Origin of the sequence: Streptosporangium sp. H16 (genome assembly GCF_051918855.1) — a bacterium.
In the GTDB taxonomy this organism is placed as follows: domain Bacteria; phylum Actinomycetota; class Actinomycetes; order Streptosporangiales; family Streptosporangiaceae; genus Streptosporangium.
In genome coordinates, this window is sequence record NZ_JBPXMD010000012.1 from 189,657 (window position 1) to 209,105 (window position 19,449).

A 19,449-nucleotide genomic window follows, 5' to 3' on the forward strand; every position below is an offset into this window, starting at 1 on the left:
CAAAGTATTCACGCGGCGCATACGGCTGCTTAGACTCCGAAACGCCCGTTTTACCCCCCGGAGGACGTGTGCGACTTCGAGCTCTCGTGGCCATGGCGTTGGTTCTCACCATCGCGCCCGCGGTACCCGCCCTCGCCGAGGACACACCGGCGCCGCCGGCGGCCTCCGCGAGCGAGAGCCCACCCGCGGCCCCGGACGGCGGAGCCGGAGGGACGGAGGGCCAGGAGACGCCCGCCGCCACACCGGCCCCGCCCCCCGCCGACGCGACGCCCCCACCGGCGCCTCCGCTGCCGAAGCTGGAGGCGGGACTCGCCTCCGACGACGACGGCGCCCGGGTCATCGTCGAGCTGGCGGCCCCCTCGGAGGCGGCGCCGGTGGCCGGGGAGGCGCGGCAGCTGCCCGACGCCCAGGTCGTCCTCGAACCCGCGGACACCTCGTTCATCGTGGTCGAGGGGACCGGCGAGTCGCTCGCCAAGCTGGCCGAGGACCCGCGTGTCCTGTCCATCCGCCGCGACCGCACGTACTCCCCCACGTCGCTGGGATCGCTGGGCTCGGCGGGCTCACTCGGCTCGGCGGGTTCGGCGGGCTCGCTGGCCACCAGCCTGCAGGTGATCGGCGCGGACAAGGCGCACGCCGCGGGGACCAAGGGTCAGGGCCAGACGATCGCGATCATCGACACCGGGATCGACGCCGCCCACCCCGACTTCGGGGGCAAGGTCGTGGCGCAGGCCTGCTTCTCCGCGACGGACGACGGCGCGCAGTCCCTGTGCCCCAACGGGCAGACGAGCGACCCCGGGTCCGCCGACGCCAACACCGCCGCCTGCGTCCACGAGCAGGTCAACCTGTGTGACCACGGCACCCACGTGGCGGGGATCGCCCACGCCGTCGCACCCGACGCGGACATCGTGGCGATCCAGGTCTTCAGCAGGATCAACGACTGCACCGACGAGGGCGGGGTCTGCCTGACCGCGTTCGAGTCCACGATCTTGCTCGCCCTGGAGCACGTCGCGAAGCTCAAGGACGAGGGCAGGAACGTCGCCGCTGTGAACCTCAGCCTCGGCGGCGGCCTCTACGAGGGAACGTGTGACGCCGAACCCGACCTGGCGGCGATGAGGAGCCGGATCGACGACCTCCGCGCCAAGGGCGTGGCCGTCGTGGCCGCCGCGGGGAACGAGGGCGTGCCCGGCGCCGGGGCTCCCGGCTGCTTCTCCGGCCCGGTGACGGTGGGCGCGACGGGCGACGACGACACCGTCCCCTACTGGTCCAATTACGGCTCCGTGCTCGACCTCTTCGCCCCCGGTCTCGAGATCGACTCCGCGGTGCCCGGCGGTGGCCACCAGGTCTACAGCGGGACCTCGATGTCCACCCCGTTCGTCACCGGCGCTCTGGCGCTGATGGCCCAGAAGGCCCCGGGCACCCCGGACGCGCTGGCCGAGCAGCTCAAGACGACGGGCCGCCCGATCGTCTACGGCACGGTGACCACCCCGCGTCTCGACCTGAACGCCGCGATCGCCGGAGGCACCCCCGGCCCGCCCGTCACCCAGACGCCCCTTCCCGAGGAGCCCGCCGACCCGCCCTCCGACTCCGACGACCCGTCCGACGAGCCCTCGGAGGAACCTTCCGACGAGCCCTCGGAGGAGCCCAGCCCCGAACCCAGCTCGGGTCCCTCCCCCTCGGCCACGCCGAGCGACCCGGTGCCGACGCCGATCCCGCTGCCGACGGTGACGGTCACCGTGACCGTGACCGTCCCCCCGACGAAGGCGGCGGCGCCCACGGTGTGCACGCGCGGCAAGTCCACGAAGACGCTGAGCGCCGAGCAGTGGGCGGTGGAGGTCACCCGGGGCAAGGGCAAGATCTCGGACGCGACGCTCGGCTGCTACCTCGGCCTGGTGACCAAGGCCAGCAAGGTCTTCTCCGAGGTCACGTCCGCCTCCACCCTGGGCGGCGCGTACAAGGTGCTCAAGCCCGCCAAGAAGACGGCGAAGGCCAAGCTGGAGAGCGAACTGCTGGCCTCCTGGCTGAACTGGGCGAACGGCGGCGTGAACTTCACCGCCAAGATCAAGGAGACGGCCACCCTGAAGACGGTCCTCACCTCGGTGGAGAAGGCACGCCTGAAGGGCAGCGCCCCCGCCGCGTCCACCTCGATGCTCAAGAAGCAGGTGAACGCCCGCCGGATGGCGTAGGCGCCGCGTGGACCCCGGGGGTCATGAAGATCCCCGGGGACGGAAAACAGGTGGACGCCCGCCGGACCGCGCGTGGACGCCGGGGTCATGGAACCCCCTGGGGCTGGAAAACAGGTGGACGTTCGCCGAACCGCATAAGCCCGGTATGTGTCGCTTAGGGTGAGGGGCATGGACGCGACCAAGGTGATCATCGACACTGTCGACCGGTTCAAGCAGCGACGTACCGCTCCACTGGTCCTTGAGCTCGACCTCACCGAGGGCCTGACCGACGGCAGTCCCCCGGCCGATCCGCTGAGCGCCGTCCTGGCGATGCGCAAGACAAGCCTGACCGACGTGCTGGCCGGGCTCAAGCGCGCCAGGAAGGACGACCGGGTCAAGGCGCTGATCGTCAAGATCGGCGGCCAGCCGCTGGGGCTCGCGATCGTCCAGGAGCTCCGCCAGGCCGTGATCCACTTCCGGGCCTCGGGCAAGCTGACCGTCGCGTTCGCCGAGACCTTCGGCGAGCTCGGCGGGGGCACCGTTCCGTACTACCTGGGCAGCGCCTTCGAGCGGGTCTACCTCCAGCCGTCCGGCGACGTCGGGCTGACCGGTGTCGCGATGGAGCAGCGCTTCCTGCGGGGCGCGCTGGGCAAGCTCGGCGTCGAGTACCAGATCGGCCAGCGGCACGAGTACAAGACGGCCGCCAACACCTTCACCCAGGACCACATGACCGAGGCCCACCGCGAGTCGATGAGCCGCATCACCGAGTCGATCACCGAGCAGGTCGTGGCCGGCATCGCCGAGGGGCGCGGCCTCGAACCGGCCAGGGTGCGCGAGCTCATCGACCAGGGCCCGTTCATCGGCGCCGAGGCCGTCGAGGCCGGTCTCGTCGACCGGCTGGCCTACCGCGACGAGGTTTACGACGAGGTCAAGGAGGCCGTCGGCGACAACACGCTGCTGCTGTACGTCGGCCGCTACGCCAAGGCGCTGTCCGCCAAGAAGCTGCCGCACCCCGGCGAGCAGACCGTCGCCCTGGTCCGCGGCAACGGCCCGATCCGGCTCGGCCGCAGCGGCCGCAGCCCGCTGGGCGGCGGTGGCGCCATGGGCTCCGACACCATCTGCGCCGCCCTGCGCGCGGCCCGCCGCGACGACAACGTCAAGGCGGTCGTCTTCCGGGTCGACAGCCCCGGCGGCTCGTACACGGCCTCCGACGCCATCTGGCGCGAGGTCGTGCTCACCCGCAAGGCGGGCAAGCCCATCGTGATCTCGATGGGCGACCTGGCCGCCTCCGGCGGCTACATGGTCTCGATGGCCGCCGACGTGATCGTGGCCCAGCCGGGCACGCTCACCGGCTCCATCGGCGTGTTCGGCGGCAAGGCGGTCATCGGCGGACTGCTGGAGAAGATCGGCGTGTCCTCCGAGACCGTCGGCGAGGGCGCCAACTCCGGGATGCTCTCCCCCACCAACGCCTTCTCCGAGGCGCAGTGGGCACGGGTCAACGCCTGGCTCGACCGGGTCTACGACGACTTCGTGAACAAGGTCGCCGAGGGGCGCGGCCTGTCCCGCGAGCGGGCCCACGAGCTGGCCAAGGGCCGGGTCTGGACCGGGGCGGACGCCCTGGAGGGCGGCCTCGTCGACGAGCTCGGCGGCCTGGAGGACGCCCTGGCCCTGGCCCGCAAGAAGGCCGGGCTGCCCGTCGACGCCCCGGTGCGCGTCTACCCCAAGCTCAGCCCCCTGGAGCGGCTGCGCCCCGCGGAGTCCAGCGAGGACAAGGCCGCCGCCACGGCCCGGGTCCGCCTGGAGGCCTGGGGCCCGATCGCCCACCTCGCCGGCGAGCTGGGCCTGCCGTCGTACGGGCCGCTGATGCTCCCCGGCTCGTGGACGATCCGCTGACCATGCCTTTCCTCGTCCTTCGGTGAGGGAGCCGCCGCGCCCGAACGCGGCGCTCCCGCCCGTGAGAGAGGAATGAGCGGCGACCCGCCGGGTCAGCGGTAGCGGCTCCGGTAGCGAGCCAGCGGCAGGACCGAGGCGTCTACGTAGTCGACCCCCAGGACCTTGGCGATGAAGATCGTGTGATCCCCGGCCGGGACGACCTTGACCGTCTCGGCCTCCAGCGCGGTGACGCCGCCGTCCACGACGAGGGCCTCGCTCAGCTCGCCCCGGTGGTGCGGCGTACCCGCGAGCAGCAGCCTCGCACCGGGACGGCCCGCGGTGGCGAAGCGGCTGGCGATCGCCTTCTGCCCCGCAGACAGCACGCTGGCGGCCCAGCGGTCATGGCGGAGCAGCAGCTCGTTGAGGTATCCGGCGTTGTCCAGGCTCACCATCACCAGGGGCGGGTCCAGCGACAGCGAGGTGAAGGTGGCGACCGTCACCCCCACGTCGTCACGCCCGTCCTTCACCGTGACGACCGTCACGCCGGTCACCACCTGGGCCATGGACTCGACGAACTCGTTCATGCGGCCATCATCCCGGAACCGGGCAGGTGCTCGGCCCGGCGCGGTGTGTTGCGAATCACATCGATCCACGATCTCATCATCGCTATTTTTCCTCCGCGACAGGCCGTCTTCCGTACCTTCGCCGCCGCGAGCGCCGACTTCAGGCCGCCCCAAAACCGTGCGACCGGCCTCCCCTTTCCCACCATGTCCGTCGCGAACGCTGCCACGTCTCACCCGGCGTGAGCTGCGCCTTCGAAAAAACTCAAAGGACGGAGCGCGCAAGGCGAACGGTGGGCTATTTCCTCTTTCCCAGCGTGAGCATTTCGGCCCACTCCCTCAACAACCGAGCGTCACCGTAAGGATGCGGGCTTGATATATCGCATTTTCAAACCCGAAATCCATGTCCTATTTGACCCATCCTGCAGATATTGCAGACATAAAGGCTTTATAGGTAATTTCTGATCGTTTGCTGGTGGCGCGCTCCGAACCGTTGACCCTGGCCCTGCTTCGGGCCTGGTGGCGGGCTGGGGTAACGCGGGAGCGGTTGGCTCTCGCGCTGACTTGTTCGGAGGGTGACGGCGTATGCGCCGCAGTTCGTCGTGGTCGTTTTCGGCAGCCATAAGAGCCCGGACGGCAACAACTGTCATGGTGGCGGCGCTGCCGGGCCTGTTGCTGTTCCAGGCGGTTCCGGTATCGGCTGCGGCGGTGCGACCGGCCGCGCTCTTTCAGGGCACCCCTGATACGCCTGATCAGTTGACCGGCTCGGCGGCCGGGTTCCCGTCGCTGGTGGATTCGACGGCTACGGCGACGGCGGTGAAGGTGAAGCCGTCGAAGCGGGATGACGAACGTCCCGAGGGGGCGTTGCGGCCCGAGGGGCGCTTCGTCGATGAGCCCCAGCCCACCACCGCCAAGAGCGCCGAGGCTGACAAGCGTTCCTCTCCTCCTGGCGCCGCGCGGGCTCAGGCGGTGGATTGTCAGTACGGGTGTATTCCGACGATCGTGGATGTGCATCCGTGGAACGAGGCGCAGGTCGGGTCGTTGACGCCGCTGCTGGTGACCTACGCCAAGAGCAACGCCGGCGTGTACGGCATCGACTATCGCTTTGAGATCTGTGACCAGTCGGGGATGTCGGGCACCTGCACCACGTCGGGGTGGCTGAGTGATGTCAACACCTGGCGGGTTCCGGCGGGCAAGTTGAAGTGGGGCAAGGAGTACTGGTGGCAGGTGTCGGCCAAGGATCGCGGCACCTTGGGGGTGAACACGTCGTTGATGTCGTCCATCACCACCGGGGTGCGGCAGCCGATGATCACCTCGCAGTTGTCCGCGCGGGGGGTGAACGGCCAGGAGTTTCATCAGCTGGCCGGGAACTACACCACGGCCTTCACCGATGTGTCGGTCGCGACGGCCGGTGAGCCGTTGTCGGTGGTGCGCTCGTACAACACGCTGGATCCGCGAGTCGATGGGATGTTCGGCGCGGCCTGGTCGACGTTGTGGGACATGAAGCTCGTCTCCGAGGTCGCAGGGGAGGGCTCCTCACTGCTGGCCACCTACCCCGATGGCCGTCAGGTGCGGTTCGCCGCCAACGGGGATGGCACCTTTCAGCCGCCGCCGGGAATGCATGCCACCTTGGCGACGGTCAGCGGTGGTGGCTGGCGATTGATGGACAAGAGCGCCACCTCCTACCGCTTCGACGCCCAAGGGCGGCTGACCAAGATCAGCGATGCCCATGGCCGTAGCCGCGACCTCGTTTATGGAACCGATGGCAAGCTGGCGACGGTGAGCGCCACCGGTGGGCGGGCGTTGCATTTCACCTGGACGGGCGCGCACGTCACGCAAGTGACCACCGACCCGGTAGGTGGCCAGGCGTTGACGTGGACCTACCAGTATGAGGGCGATCGGCTGGTTGGCTCGTGCGCTCCGGTGGCCGCGCCGAACTGCACCACTTACGGATACGGCGCCGGCTCGACCTACCGCTCGACGGTGCTGGACTCCGACCCCTACGGATACTGGCGGCTGGGTGAGGCCTCGGGCACCTGGGCCGCTGACCTGGGATGGGGTGCGGGCCCTGCCACCTACGACAACGTCAACTACGGCCAATCGGGGGCGCTGGCCGGCACGCCGAACACCTCGATCGGCATGGACTTCAGTTTCGTGGAGCTGCCGGAGAACTCGGTCGCTCGTCTGGCCGACAAGTTCTCGGTGGAGCTGTGGTTCAAGACCACGGCGAACGGAATGCTGTTTTCCGGTGCTCTGGAGGAGCTGAGCTTGGCGAACCTGGCCATCTACGTCGGTGAGGATGGAAAGCTGCGCGCCCGCTCCCAGTCGTTCTCCGGTGATAACGCGGCCCCGATCACGTCAACGGGAGTGGTGAACAACGGCCAATGGCATCACGCGGTGCTGAGCGTGGCCGGCAACACCGACCGGCTTTACCTGGACGGGCAACTGGTCGGGTCGCTGGTCGGGCAGGGAGGCCCGCGGTGGCGGGGGCAGGCCCGGATCGGCATGGGATCACTCAGCTGGCACTGGCCCTCGGCCAGTGCGGCGTTTCAAGGCCAGGTTGATGAGGCCGCCGTCTATGACAAGCCGCTGACTGCCCAGGAGATCAGCCGCCACTACGCGGCCCGCGCCCAGACTCCGCACAAGCTCACCACCATCACGTTGCCGTCGGGGCGGGCGTGGGCGACCAATACCTACGACGCCGCCACCGACCGGATCGCCACGCACACCGACCCAAACGGTGGATTGTGGAAGGTCGGCGCCCCGGTCTACGCCTCAGAGACGGGTAAATCAACGGTCACGGTCACCGACCCCAACAACCACACCCTCGCCTACGTCCACGACGCCTGGCGCGGTTACCGCCTGGTCAGCCGTACCGACCAGCTGGGAAAGATCACCAAGTACGCCTACGACACCGGCGGATTCCTCACCAAGGTCACCGACCCGAACGGGGTTGTCACCGAGCAGGTCAACGACGCCCGCGGCAACGTCACCGCCACCAAGACCTGCAAGGCGGTGGGAAACTGCCAGACCACCCATCGGACGTTCTACCGCGACACCGCTGATGAGTTCGACCCGCGCAACGACCGGCTCACCGTGTCACGAGACGCGCGCTCATCCAGCGCCACCGACACCACCTACGCCACCACCACCGAGTACACCATCAAGGGTGAGGTGGCCAAGCAGACCACCCCGGCCACCCCTGACTTCCCCACCGGTCGCTCGACGACGTTCACCTACACCGACGGCACCGAACCCGCCGTCGGTGGCGGCATCACCCCAGCGGGCTTGCGCAAGTCGTCCAAGGACGCCAGGGACAATGAGACGACGTACCGCTACAGCGCCGCCGGGGATCTGGCCGAGCAGACCAGCCCGTCGGGGTTGAAAATCCAGTTCGCCCATGACGCGCTCGGCCGCGTGACCTCACGTACGGAGATCTCGCAGGCTCACCCCGCCGGGGTGGTCACCACCTCCACCTACGACGGGCTGGGGCGTCTGGTCACCCACACCGGCGCCGGGGTGAAGAACGAGATCACCAACGTCACCCACACCGCCAAGACCACCTACACCTACGACACGGACGGCAACAAGCTCACCGAGACGGTCACGGATCTGACCGGCGGTGATCCCGAACGAAAGATCACCTATACCTACGACTCCAGTGGCCGAGTGGAAACGGTCACCGGCCCGGAAGGCGGTGTGGCCCGCGTCACGTGGAACGCCGTGGGAGCCAAAGCCAGCCTCACCGACGAGAAGGGGACGGTCTACGCCTACACCTACACCAAGCGCGGTGAACTGGCTTCTACAACCCTCAAGGGGTGGACCGGCAGCCCGGTAGCACCTCAAGCCGCCCAAGATGTGGTGTTGGAGTCCTTCTCGTACGACCCTGGCGGGCGACTGGCCGGCGATGTGGACGCGATGGGCCGCAAAACCCGCTACACCTACTTCACCGACAACCGCCTGTCGGAGGTCATCGGTGACGACGTTCGGCTGAACGGTTCGACCACGGCGACGGATGTGGTGCTGGAGGCCAACACCTACGACGCGGCCGGAAACATCACCAAGAAGGTGACCGGCGGCGGCAAGGCCACCGAGGAGTACGTCTACGACGCCGCCGGCCGAGTGGCCTCCACCACGTTCGATCCGGCCACGCTCAAGCGCAAGAGCACCTACGAGTACGACGCGGCCGGCAACGTCACAAAGGAATCTTTCACCGGGGCGGGCAGCACCCGGATCGAATCCACGGCCTACACCTACAACGCGGTGAACCTACTGACCCGGCAGACCGTGGAGAACGGCGCGGACGATCTGGTCTCCACCTGGAGCTATGACGACCGCGGCCTGGTCACCGAGACGACGGACCCGCGGGGCAACGCCGCCGGAGCCACGCCTGCGGACTTCACCACCACGCTGCGCTACGACCTCGCCGGACAGCTCGTGGAGTCGAAGTCCCCGCAGGTGAAGATCGACAAGAACGGTTCCGCCGCCGACGGGCGACCCACGGTGCGCTACGGCTATGACAGTGCCGGAGTGCTGACCCACAGCGTCGACGCCGAGGGTCGGACCGTCACTTCGGCGTTCGACAAGGCCGGTCGCCTGACCTCCACCACACTGCCGTCCTACACCCCGCCCGGCGGGGCCGCGCTGATTCCCAAGGTGAGCTACGACTACGACGTGGCCGGTCAGCTGACCAGCGTCACCGACCCGCGGGGTCATGTCACCTCCGCCGAGTACGACGCGCTGGGCCGCCCGGTTCGGGTCACCGATCCGGGCCCGTCCGGGCCGGGCGGCACATGGGTGTCGGAGTACGACCTGCTGGGTGAGAAACGCGCCATGGTCGATCCCACCGGTGCCCGCGTCGAGGCCACCTACGACGATCTGGGCCGCATGATCACTCAGACCCAGATCGAACGTCGGCCCACCACCGCGGCGCACATCACCACAATGACCTACGACAGCGCCGGCAACCTCACCAAGAGCGTCGCCCCCGGCAACAAGAGCACCAGCTACACGGTCAACGCCGCCGGGCAGGTCACCGCCATCACCGACCCGAACACCAACACCTCTGCCATCGGGTACGACTTCCTGGGGCGCTCGGCCAAGGTGACCGACCCGGAGGGCAACGCCACCGAGGCCGAGTACGACCTGGCCGGCCGCCAGATCGCCGCCAAGGATCTCGACGCCACCGGTGCGACGGTGCGCACCTTCGGTTTCGGCCGCGACCCGGCCGGCAATCTGATCAGCAGCACCTCCGGGGAGGGGCACCTCACCCGCCGCACCTTCGACGCGCTGGGCCGGATGACCGCGCTCATCGAGCCGGTCTCCACCGGCAAGTCGATCACCTCGACGTTCGGGTACGACGCCAGCGGAGCACGTACCCGCACCACCGACGGCCGCGGCAACGCGGTATGGACCGGCTACAACACCCTCGGCCTGCCCGAATCGGTCATCGAACCCTCAACTCCGGCCCATCCCAACGCGGCCGACCGGACCTGGACCACCGTCTACGACGCCGCCGGCAACGCCGTCGCCACCCTGCAACCGGGTGGAGTCCGTATCGACCGGACCTTCGACGCCCTGGGCCAGTTGGTGAAGGAGACCGGCAGCGGCGCCTCGGTGGCCGCCCCCGAGCGCAACGTCACCTACGACACCGCGGGCCGCGTCACCTCGATCGGCGACCACACCCTGGAGTACAACGACCGCAGCCTGCTGACCAAGGTCTCCAAGGCCACCAACCAGGTCGCCGCCTACGGCTACGACGCGCGGGGCAACCTCAGCCAGCGCGTCGACACCACCGGCACCGCGAACTACACCTGGGACGACGCCGACCGGCTCAAGACCGCCTCCGACCCGGTCACCGGCCGCACCTTCACCTACGGCTACGACAAGGCCGACCGGCTCACCAGCCAGACCTCGGCCAACCCCGTCAACACCCAGACCTACACCTACGACGCCGTCAACCGGCCCACCTCCCAGACGCTGAAGAACAGCAGCAACGCACAGCTGGCAAAGATCGTCTACGGATGGGACAAGGACGACAACCTCACCACCAAGACCACCACCGGCACCGCGGGAGCGGGCACCAACACCTACGGCTACGACCACTCCGGACGCCTGACCTCCTGGACCGCCCCGGGCGGCGCCACCACCGCCTACGAATGGGACGACTCCGGCAACCGCACCAAGGCCGGGACCGAGACCTTCGTCTACGACGAGCGCAACCGGCTGACCTCCGGCGGTGGCGTCGACTACACCTACACCCCCCGCGGCACCGTGGCGACGGAGACCAAGGCAGGCGCCACCCGCAACCTCACCTTCGACGCCTTCGACCGGTTGATCTCCGACGGAGAGGCCTCCTACGGCTACGACGCGCTGGGCCGGGTGACCTCACGTACCGAGGGAGCCGACCAGCAGCGCTTCACCTACTCCGGCCCGGAAAACGATATCGCCACCGTCTCCGACGGCGCCAACACCATCATGGCCAAGTACGGCCGCGACCCCTTCGGCGGCCTGCTCAGCCTCCAGGAGGGCGGCACCGCCGCACTCGGCGTGATGTCCGACCGGCACGGCGACGTGGTCGGCACCTTCTCCGGCACCGCCCTGGTGGACTCGGTCGCCTACGACCCCTTCGGGAAGGTCACCCACCGCTCCGGCACCGCACGCACGCTGGGCTACCAGGGCGAGTACACCGACCCTGACACCGGCAAGGTCAACATGCACGCCCGCTGGTACCAGCCCGGCACCGGCACCTTCGCCTCCCGCGACACCCCCACCCTGCACCCTGACCCCTCCATCAAGGCCAACCGCTACACCTACGCCAACGCCAGCCCTCTGGTCTACAACGACCCCAGCGGCCAAGACCCGCCAGACACTCACTGCGCCGACGACTGGGACTCCCAGGACAACCCCGACAGTTGGCTACGTCCGCTCGTGCCCGCCCCCGTCGACTCGTCAGGAGACTGCTGGGAAAGCGGCAAATCCGGCAACTCGGGAGGCTCAGGCGGAAACAAAGGAAAAGTCAACAGCAAGAGCAACAGCAGCCCGGTGAACAATCCCTGCCACAACTGTGGTGGCTCCGGGTCGAAGAATCCTCAGCCGAAGAATCCTGAGCCGAAGAAGGCGGACCCGCCGTACAAGCCCGACTTCGACCCGAACAGCAAAGCCTTCGAAGACGACCCGAACAACGCGACCGAAGATCGAAACCCTCCCACCCGTGACGAGGTTTATTGCAACTATGGCGGGGAGCGCCCATCGAACTTCGGTGGCTGCACAAATACAATCAACCTCATTGGCGGCGGTGGAGGTGGCGGAGGTAGCGGGGGAAGCATCTGCCCCGCTGGAACGACCTACGTGTCCGGAGGAGGCTTCAAATACTCCTGCGAAGCAAGTTCGGTAAAGCCGGTAGACTTCACGCCTGATTCGCCCGCGCCCCCGACCCACCCAGAACAGCCCCCAACCATCATCGACGGTCTCGCGGAAGACTGTTCGGAAAGCTTCTTCTGCGACTTCCTTCTCGGGGACGCACTCAACTGCGCGGCCAATCCCTCCCTGGGCAGCTGCGCGATGACGGTGATCGGATTCATCCCTGGCGGGAAAATCGCCACAACAGTTGCCAAGGCGGGCAGCAAGATCGCCAAGGGGGCACAGGGGGCCGCCAAGGTATGCAAGCCCAACAGCTTCGTGGCCGGCACCCTCGTCCTGATGGCCGACGGCACTCAAAAACCGATCGAAGACGTCGAGGTCGGCGAGTACGTGCTCGCCACCGACCCTGAAACCGGCCGCACCGAAGCCAGGGCCGTCACCGTCCTGATCCCAGGCGAAGGCACCAAGAACCTCGTCAGGATCACCGTGGACACCGACGGCGACAGGGGCGACGCCACCGCCCCGATCACCGCGACCGACGAGCACCCCTTCTGGGTCCCCTCCCTGCGCGAGTGGACCGACGCCGGCGAACTCCAGCCCGGCATGTGGCTACAAACTTCAGCCGGCACCTACGTCCAGATCACCGCCATCAAGAAGTGGACCACCACACGCCGCGTCCACAACCTCACTGTCGACGACATTCACACCTACCATGTCCTCGCAGACGACCAGGCTCTCCTTGTCCACAACACAAGTTCCCGCCCTGACTGTGGGCCCATCGACGACGATGCGGGCGCACTGGCAAGGTGTGAACGGGATAACCTAGGCAACGCCCTCGGAAAGAAGCATGCCACTTACTGTGGTGGTTACGATCCTGACGGTAATACATATGCCGGATGCTCTGGAAATCCGACCGGATGCGCCGAAAGCGACATTGAACGCCAGGCAGGTAAAGGACCCGGCGGCGTGAGATTCGAAGGAGCTTTCGGCTGGCGCCAGGGCGAGTGGACCGAAATTCCAGTATGCAAGAGATGCCAGGAAAGATATGATCGGGATCAATTCCCTCCGGGCATAACATTTGATTCAGGAGGGAAGTGGAGCCGATGATAGACAATATGGCAAGAATAGAATTGGGGCGTCACGATTGGAAGTCGCTTAGAGTGATGGGAGGCAAGGCCACTCGCGTACCAGAGAGCCTTCTAGCTCTCATCTCAAGCGAAACCGAGGATGACGCCTGGGCCGCATACTGGGAGCTTGAGAACCATGTCGTAGTTCAAGGACAGCTTTTTGAGGCGTCACAACATGTGGTTCCTGTCCTGCTCGCAGCCCTTGTGGGGGAAATTCCGCAAATAGCTCGCAAATTTATTCTTGAATTACTTTTACAGTTGGTCTCAGGCGAGTCCGACACGGAAGAGATAGAGAGAGGAAACCCGGACCTCGGACCCATCTGTCGCCAAAACGCCCGAGAGGGGATATGGATAATTTATCGAGAGCTATGCTCAGGCCACCATGATCTTTCTAGAGACATTCTTGAATTAATTGATCGAGACGGAGGCAGGCTCACCTACTTCACAGAGGCGCATCCACGTGGAAAGCGAAAAAAGCAGCGAGGAAGAGTTAGTTAGAGAAAAATACCGAGATCTCACGTCTTACCCTTGCAGGTATTTGGCGTAAGATAGGTGAGCGCAGGGCTGGTTTGGTCCATGCTCCTATCCTTGTGCTGTAATTGATCAGCCAGATCGAACATCTCAAAGAATGTGCATGCGTGTGCCGAGGCGGCGGATGCGTTCGCGGTAGCTGTAGCGCTCCAGGTCCAGGAGGGTCCGGATGGCCTGCTGGGCCATGGGATGGTTGCGGATGAGCATGGGGGCGATCTTCTCGGCGCGTTCAAGTGCGGCCAGGGCGTCGTCGCGCTTGCCGCACCACAGCAGTCCTCGGGCGTGGTCGAGATGGTGGTAACCGGCGCGGCTGGCCTGTAGGTCCTTGGGAAGGTGCATCGCCTGCGCTCGTCGTACGGCCTGTGGTCCGTCACCGAGTTCGACGGCGATGGCGACGCCGTGGATGTCGATGTTGGGCTGGTTGGCGGACAGCTCGTAGTAGTTGGTGCGCTGGCGTGAACCAAGCCGGGTGACCGCCTCGGCGGCGAGCCCGTGGCGTGACCACGCCTCATCGGCGTCGTTCTTGCGGGCGGCCGTGATCGCAGCCCTCAGCTGGAGCCCACCCCAGAGCGCCAGCGCCTCCGGATGACCTGCGGTGTACTCGTCCTCGATGTTCGTACATGCCGTGTCGAGCACGGCGAGCGCGTCGTTCCACGAGGTGCTGGCCCACAGGTTCCGGCTCCGCAGATAGGCGAACAGGGTCTCGTGGTAGACGTCCCCCGCACGTTCCCCCGCCCAGCGAATTCGGTTGGTGGCGATTACAGAGAGGTCGGCGTAGCCAAGGTTGTAGGCAACGGTGTCGGCGGCCCGGTAGGCGATCGAGAGCAGGTCAAAAGCCTCACTCTGATCAGAGCCCGGAGAGAGATGGGTCGCCGCCTGTAGTTCGGCGATCAGTGCCGGAGTCTCGTCGGCCAACTCGGCATAGCGCGTCTCTCGCCGTAGCCACATCAGGCGCTCGGTCGCGGCCCGAAGCTCGGGGAACGGCCGTACCGCTCCGGCCCATTCGGGGGCGAGATCGTAGCGTTCCAGCTGGCGGCGGATCTCCGGGATGGCTGAGTGTCCGCGATCCTGGCTTGGGTTGTCACCCCGGTAAGGGCGCGCGGTGAGCTCGTTGGGGTGCATGCGCAGGGCACGGGCGAGGACGTTGACCAGCGCTATGGAGTCCAGGGGAAGGCTGTCGTTCTCGGTCGCCGACACCCAGGACTGGGCGCGGCCGACGCGCCGCGCCAGTTCGTTCTGCGTGATTCCCGCCCGCTTACGAGCGCGCCGCACACGAGTTCCCACACTCTCCGCCGCCGGGTCCGAGTAGGCCATGAGCTCAAGGTAACCCGGCGCGACCTGCTTGACCTCCTTCCGCACCAAAGTATCAGCGGCACTGATGTCTGTGCCTCTCCGCGTTCCTAGCATCACCTTTCGTGAGCGGCGACAGGCGTGGGGGTGACAAGAAACACCCCTGCCCGCCGAACACTCTGTCCGCGACCGGAGCGGCCTTCATGCAGGCGGCCCTCACCTGCACAGGAGAAGCGGCCTTGGCTGAGGACCGCGGACATCCAGGAAACCAAGCCCTGGAACCCCGCAAAAACGGCTCGGCCAGGCGAGTGATGTCGCCTGGCCGAGCCTCGCCCGCACACTGGAGGTGCGAACTGTGCTTAACAGTAGTAGAGCCATCAAGATCGTCTGGGTTCGCCGGCACGCCGAGCGACCGCCTTCGCCTCTGGGCTGCCGCTGGTGTGGTCATCCCCCCTACGCCCACGACGCGGACAGCCTGCCGCACCGCCCCGGTCACCTGTGGGAACAGCCCACCCCCGCCCAGGTCCACACCCGCATGACGGTCCGGCGCCGCCTCGGGCTCTGCGGTCGGCTGCCCGCACCTACCGTCGCCGCCTGCCCGCCGAGCCGTCCTCTCACGGGCGCTCCCCCCAGCCGCGGACACCGCTCGCATTCGGTCTCGACGACAGCCACCCCACCGTACGAACGAGAATCGCCGCCGGGTGGACGGCCCGGGACTGGCAGGCGCGAGGCCTACCCCAGGACGGTGATGGCATGACCTCCGTCGACACCACCTCTCGGCACGAATCCGCCGAGGAGACCGGCGCCGACTCCCAGGCGCCGCACGCGCCGACGCCCCAGTTCACCGGCTGGCACCTCTGGTACGGCAAGGCCACCGACCGCTACTGGGCACTCTCCCCCGCGTGGTGCCGAGAGCGCATCGGCCTGATCGAGGCAGACACCCCCGCCGAACTCGCCGCACAGATACAGAACATCGAGAACTACCGCCCCAAGACAGATGACCCGGTCCCGAGCGGCGAGAGCGACACGACCGAGAGCACGGGAGGTGACCGAGATGGCAGCGCGGCTTCTGGCCGTGCTCGTCGGCGTACTCGCTGACCGCTTCCGCGCGACAGCCGACGGCGCCGTGCGGTCACCGCGCCCGGAGCGAGTCCCTGGCCGGTCGGCGCCACCGGGCCACACGCCCGTCATCTCCCAGCGGTTCGCGGCCACCCCCGACCAGGTCAGACCCGCACGCGTCTTCGTCACCGAACTCCTCGGCGACGACCACCCGCTCCACGACGACGCCGTACTCCTCACCAGCGAACTCGCCACCAACGCCGTCGAGCACTCCAGCGGACCGTTCGATGCCCGGCCCGTCGACACCGGACCGCGCGACAGGGGACCGGGCGACGCGGGACCGGACGACCGGCCACGGGAGTTCGTCGTCACGCTGGCCTTCCTCCCCCAGGGTGTACTGATCACCGTTCAGGACCCCGGCGCCTCGGAGATCCCCTGTACGAGGAGGCCGGGATTGGACGCCACCGGCGGCCGAGGGCTCGTGCTCGTCAACGACCTCGCCACCCGCTGGGGCTTCCACCGCGACTCCAGCGGAACCGTCATCTGGTTCGAACTCCACTCAACGGACGCGGTACCGGTTCGCTGAGCGAGCCCCAGGATTCGACGGGTCGTGTCACCGGTCCATCGGAGAGTGACGCTCGTCCGCATCCTCCCGGTCAGGCCACCCCGCGCGGCACGTTCACGATCGCCGGTCTCGCGCGGCGCGTTCACGACCCCTCGGTCAGGCCGCCCCGCGCAGTGTGTTCACGATCTCGTCGGGGGTGAGGCGGCGGGAGGCGACGTAGTACAGGACGGCCCCCGTCGGCAGCCGGGTCTGCCAGCCGGGATTGACCAGCAGCGTGTCACCGGCGCGCGCGGCGAGCATCGTGGCGCCGTGGTGCCGGCCGAGGGAGGTCTGGCAGTGGTCGACCAGCACCGACCCCAGGGACTTCGGCAACCGCACCGAATAGGTGTCGGCGCCGCCGTGGGTCATCAACTGCGTGTAGATCTCGGTGATGCCGGGATCCTTCAGCTCCTCGGTGATCATGTGAGGGCTGTGCCACTGGACGCAGCGTACGGCCTCGTTGACATAGCGGAGGTGCCGGACCCTGCCGAGATCGCGCAGCGCGACGACGAGATGGGCTCCTTCGACGACGTGGTCGGCGGTGACCGCGACCGCGAGCGCCTCGTTGTCGTCGCGGGCATCGACCAGCATGCTGTGCGCCCGCTGCACGCCGGCCCGGCGCAGCACGCCGTCGTCGGTCAGATCTCCGCGTACGAACGTGACGTCGCGGTCGGGCATCGGGTGGGTCGGCACGTCGTCCCAGGCGCAGAGCACGATGCGGCTCGAACCATCGGCGATCAGCTCATCCACCATCTGCTCGGTCCGTCCCGGCGTGTAGCCGAGCAGCACGATGTGACCCGACATCTCCACCGTAATGGCACCCTGCATTCTTCGTCCCTTCGCCTTCTCCAATGCGGTCGACAGCCTGGCGAACACCGTCGTCAACGTCGCGATGCCGCCGACGATGACGTACGCGCCGACGACGTGGCCCGCCGCCGACTCCGGGTACAGGTCGCCATAACCGACGGTCGCGGCGGTGACCACGAAGTACCACCAGTAGTTGGCGGGCTGGACGATCGCACTGTCGGCGGGTTCCGCGAGCGTCATCAGGGGCCAACTCGTCAGGAACACGATGCTGAGGACGAGAACCGGCGTCCACCACGTCCCCAGCATCGTGATCCGGGCCAGCAGGCGAGCTAACAAGATCGGCACGCTGCCTCCCGCACGACACGCTTCGGTGCGGCCACCTTAACCAGACAAACAACCCTAAAGAAGCTTCATGGCATACGAATTTGCTGGACAGTGCATGGTCAGTTCGGTAAAAGGCCCTGTCATCTCATGGCGCCCTGGACTCGCTTCTGGAGCGCGACGAATAAATCTTTTTCATCCTCAGGCGGTTTGTGCGACGCGATCTTCGAATACCTGGAGATCTTCCACAACCGGCAACGACGACACAGTGCTCTAGGGATGCTCACCCCTATCGAGTACGAGATGCTCTATCCGAACGTCCAGTCGGCATGAGAGTCAACCAAGCCGACTCCACCGAACTCGGGGTACATCAAGCGGCGAGAGCGACACGACCGAGAGCTCGGGAGGTGACCGAGATGGCAGCGCGACTTCTGGCCGTGCTCGTCGGCGTACTCGCTGACCGCTTCCGCGCGACGGCCGACGGCGCCGTGCGGCCACCGCACCCGAGGCGAGTCCCCGGCTGGTCTGCGCCCCCGGACCACACGCCCTCATCTCCCAGCGGTTCCCGGCCGCCCCCGACCAGGTCAGGCCCGCGCGCGTCTTCGTCGCCGAACTCCTCGGCGACGACCACCCGCTTCACGACGACGCCGTACTCCTTACCAGCGAACTCGCCACCAACGCCGTCGAGCACGCCGGCGGACCGCTCGATGCCCGGCAAGTCGATACCGGACCACGCGACGCGGAACCGGGCGACCGGCCACGGGAGTTCGTCGTCACGCCGGCCTTCCTCCCCCACGGCGTACTGATCACCGTCCAGGATCCCGGCGCCTCGGAGATCCCCTGTACGAGGAAGCCTGGGTTGGCCGCCACAGGTGGCCGAGGACTCATGCTCGTCAACGATCTCGCCACCCGCTGGGGATTTCACCGCGACTCCGCCGGAACCCTGATCTGGTTCGAACTCGGATCGACAGCGCGGCGCTGAGTCGCCGGGCGAGCGCGAGGGGAAGAACAGCGCCGGACAGGACGCGATCGACCTTTCGTACCAGAACGACCTGCCAGCGAAAAAGGATGTTCGGTAGCGTGAAGTGATGTTCTTCGATCCCGTACCAACGGAGCAGGAACCCTCCTTCGGCCGGCCCGAGCTCCCTCCCTGGTCCGCTCCCCCCTCCGTGGAGACCGGGGCCGTGCTCGCGGTCGAGCGGGTGGTGGCCCGCAGTCCGAACGTCGTGGTGCTGCTGCCGACGATCCGGGTCTTCAGCACCGGCTGCATGCTGGAGGTGGAGGTCGTGTCCCGGCAGGGTGACCTGTCTGCCCAGGACTGGTGGTACCTGCACATGGGCGGCTCCCCGTTCGCCCAGGCGGCTGGACCGCGCGGCGGGGCTCAGCCGCCCGACTCGCTGCTGCGGCTGGGCGTGCGTTTCGCCGACGGCGCGAAGGCCACCACCGTCGAGCAACTGCGGAACAGGATGAGCCCCTTCGGCGAGCCACCGGCCGGGCCCACGCTGGCGTGGTCGCCGGTCGGCAGCGGCATGCGCGGCGGCGAGTTCGGTTTCAGCGATTTCGGGCTGTGGCTGTGGCCGCTGCCCCCGGCCGAGACCTTCGAGTTCGCCGTGGAGTGGCCGCTGGGCGGCATCGAACTGACCATCGTCGAACTCGACGGCGCGGCGATCGTGTCGGCCGCCGGCCGCTCAGCGCACTACTGGCCGGACTTCGACAGGTAAGGCCGGTCGGCTGAGCGAGGTGGAGCGGCGGCG

13 protein-coding genes are annotated in these 19,449 nt (G+C 67.4%); 9 read left to right on the forward strand and 4 right to left on the reverse strand.

Features of this window, described 5'->3' with window-relative positions:
• The first annotated feature begins 68 nt into the window (after positions 1-68).
• Together ACTOQ2_RS21810 and sppA are read left to right on the forward strand one after the other, a co-directional pair.
• Positions 69-2,183 (forward strand): S8 family peptidase, encoded by a 2,115-nt coding sequence (locus ACTOQ2_RS21810; protein WP_440101732.1) that lies wholly within the window; start codon positions 69-71, stop codon positions 2,181-2,183.
• 168 nt (positions 2,184-2,351) lie between these two features.
• The gene (sppA, locus tag ACTOQ2_RS21815) at positions 2,352-4,055 is read left to right on the forward strand and encodes a signal peptide peptidase SppA (RefSeq protein ID WP_440101733.1); all 1,704 of its coding nucleotides are present in this window, start codon (positions 2,352-2,354) and stop codon (positions 4,053-4,055) included.
• Between the two features lie 92 nt (positions 4,056-4,147).
• Here sppA and ACTOQ2_RS21820 read toward each other — a convergent pair whose 3' ends face one another.
• Together ACTOQ2_RS21820 and ACTOQ2_RS21825 are read right to left on the reverse strand one after the other, a co-directional pair.
• On the reverse strand, positions 4,148-4,618 hold the full coding sequence (locus tag ACTOQ2_RS21820) for a flavin reductase family protein (RefSeq protein WP_362845177.1): 471 nt from the start codon (positions 4,616-4,618) through the stop codon (positions 4,148-4,150).
• Positions 4,619-5,346: 728 nt separating this feature from the next.
• Positions 5,347-5,526, reverse strand: coding sequence for a hypothetical protein (locus ACTOQ2_RS21825; protein WP_440101734.1), 180 nt, complete (start codon positions 5,524-5,526; stop codon positions 5,347-5,349).
• A gap of 70 nt (positions 5,527-5,596) precedes the next feature.
• Here ACTOQ2_RS21825 and ACTOQ2_RS21830 point away from each other — a divergent pair, with 70 nt between their 5' ends.
• Together ACTOQ2_RS21830 and ACTOQ2_RS21835 are read left to right on the forward strand one after the other, a co-directional pair.
• Positions 5,597-13,063: a LamG-like jellyroll fold domain-containing protein gene (locus ACTOQ2_RS21830; protein WP_440101736.1), complete on the forward strand. Its 7,467-nt coding sequence runs from the start codon at positions 5,597-5,599 to the stop codon at positions 13,061-13,063.
• Positions 13,064-13,071: 8 nt separating this feature from the next.
• Positions 13,072-13,581: a hypothetical protein gene (locus tag ACTOQ2_RS21835; RefSeq protein ID WP_440101737.1), complete on the forward strand. Its 510-nt coding sequence runs from the start codon at positions 13,072-13,074 to the stop codon at positions 13,579-13,581.
• A gap of 123 nt (positions 13,582-13,704) precedes the next feature.
• Here the strand turns inward: ACTOQ2_RS21835 and ACTOQ2_RS21840 are convergent, their stop codons facing one another.
• Entirely contained in the window at positions 13,705-14,973 is a 1,269-nt protein-coding gene (locus ACTOQ2_RS21840; RefSeq protein WP_440101738.1) for a helix-turn-helix domain-containing protein, read from the reverse strand.
• 684 nt (positions 14,974-15,657) lie between these two features.
• On the opposite strand from ACTOQ2_RS21840, the gene ACTOQ2_RS21845 reads away from it, so the two are divergent.
• Positions 15,658-16,002: a hypothetical protein gene (locus tag ACTOQ2_RS21845; protein ID WP_440101739.1), complete on the forward strand. Its 345-nt coding sequence runs from the start codon at positions 15,658-15,660 to the stop codon at positions 16,000-16,002.
• Complete coding sequence (locus tag ACTOQ2_RS21850; RefSeq protein ID WP_440101741.1) at positions 15,959-16,549, forward strand: ATP-binding protein; 591 nt, start codon at positions 15,959-15,961, stop codon at positions 16,547-16,549. Before ACTOQ2_RS21845 ends, ACTOQ2_RS21850 begins: the two co-directional genes overlap by 44 nt.
• Before the next feature lie 135 nt (positions 16,550-16,684).
• Here the strand turns inward: ACTOQ2_RS21850 and ACTOQ2_RS21855 are convergent, their stop codons facing one another.
• A complete protein-coding gene (locus ACTOQ2_RS21855) occupies positions 16,685-17,719 on the reverse strand; it encodes an ion channel (RefSeq protein ID WP_440101743.1) in 1,035 nt (344 codons plus the stop codon).
• Positions 17,720-17,845: 126 nt separating this feature from the next.
• Between ACTOQ2_RS21855 and ACTOQ2_RS21860 the strand changes: the two genes are divergently transcribed.
• From ACTOQ2_RS21860 to ACTOQ2_RS21870, 3 genes are all read left to right on the forward strand, one after another.
• Positions 17,846-18,028 carry an IS3 family transposase gene (locus ACTOQ2_RS21860; protein ID WP_440101745.1) on the forward strand — a complete coding sequence of 61 codons (183 nt, stop codon included), beginning with the start codon at positions 17,846-17,848 and terminating at the stop codon, positions 18,026-18,028.
• A gap of 217 nt (positions 18,029-18,245) precedes the next feature.
• On the forward strand, positions 18,246-18,677 hold the full coding sequence (locus ACTOQ2_RS21865) for an ATP-binding protein (protein WP_440101811.1): 432 nt from the start codon (positions 18,246-18,248) through the stop codon (positions 18,675-18,677).
• A gap of 106 nt (positions 18,678-18,783) precedes the next feature.
• Positions 18,784-19,416, forward strand: coding sequence for a hypothetical protein (locus ACTOQ2_RS21870; RefSeq protein ID WP_440101746.1), 633 nt, complete (start codon positions 18,784-18,786; stop codon positions 19,414-19,416).
• Positions 19,417-19,449 lie beyond the last annotated feature (33 nt).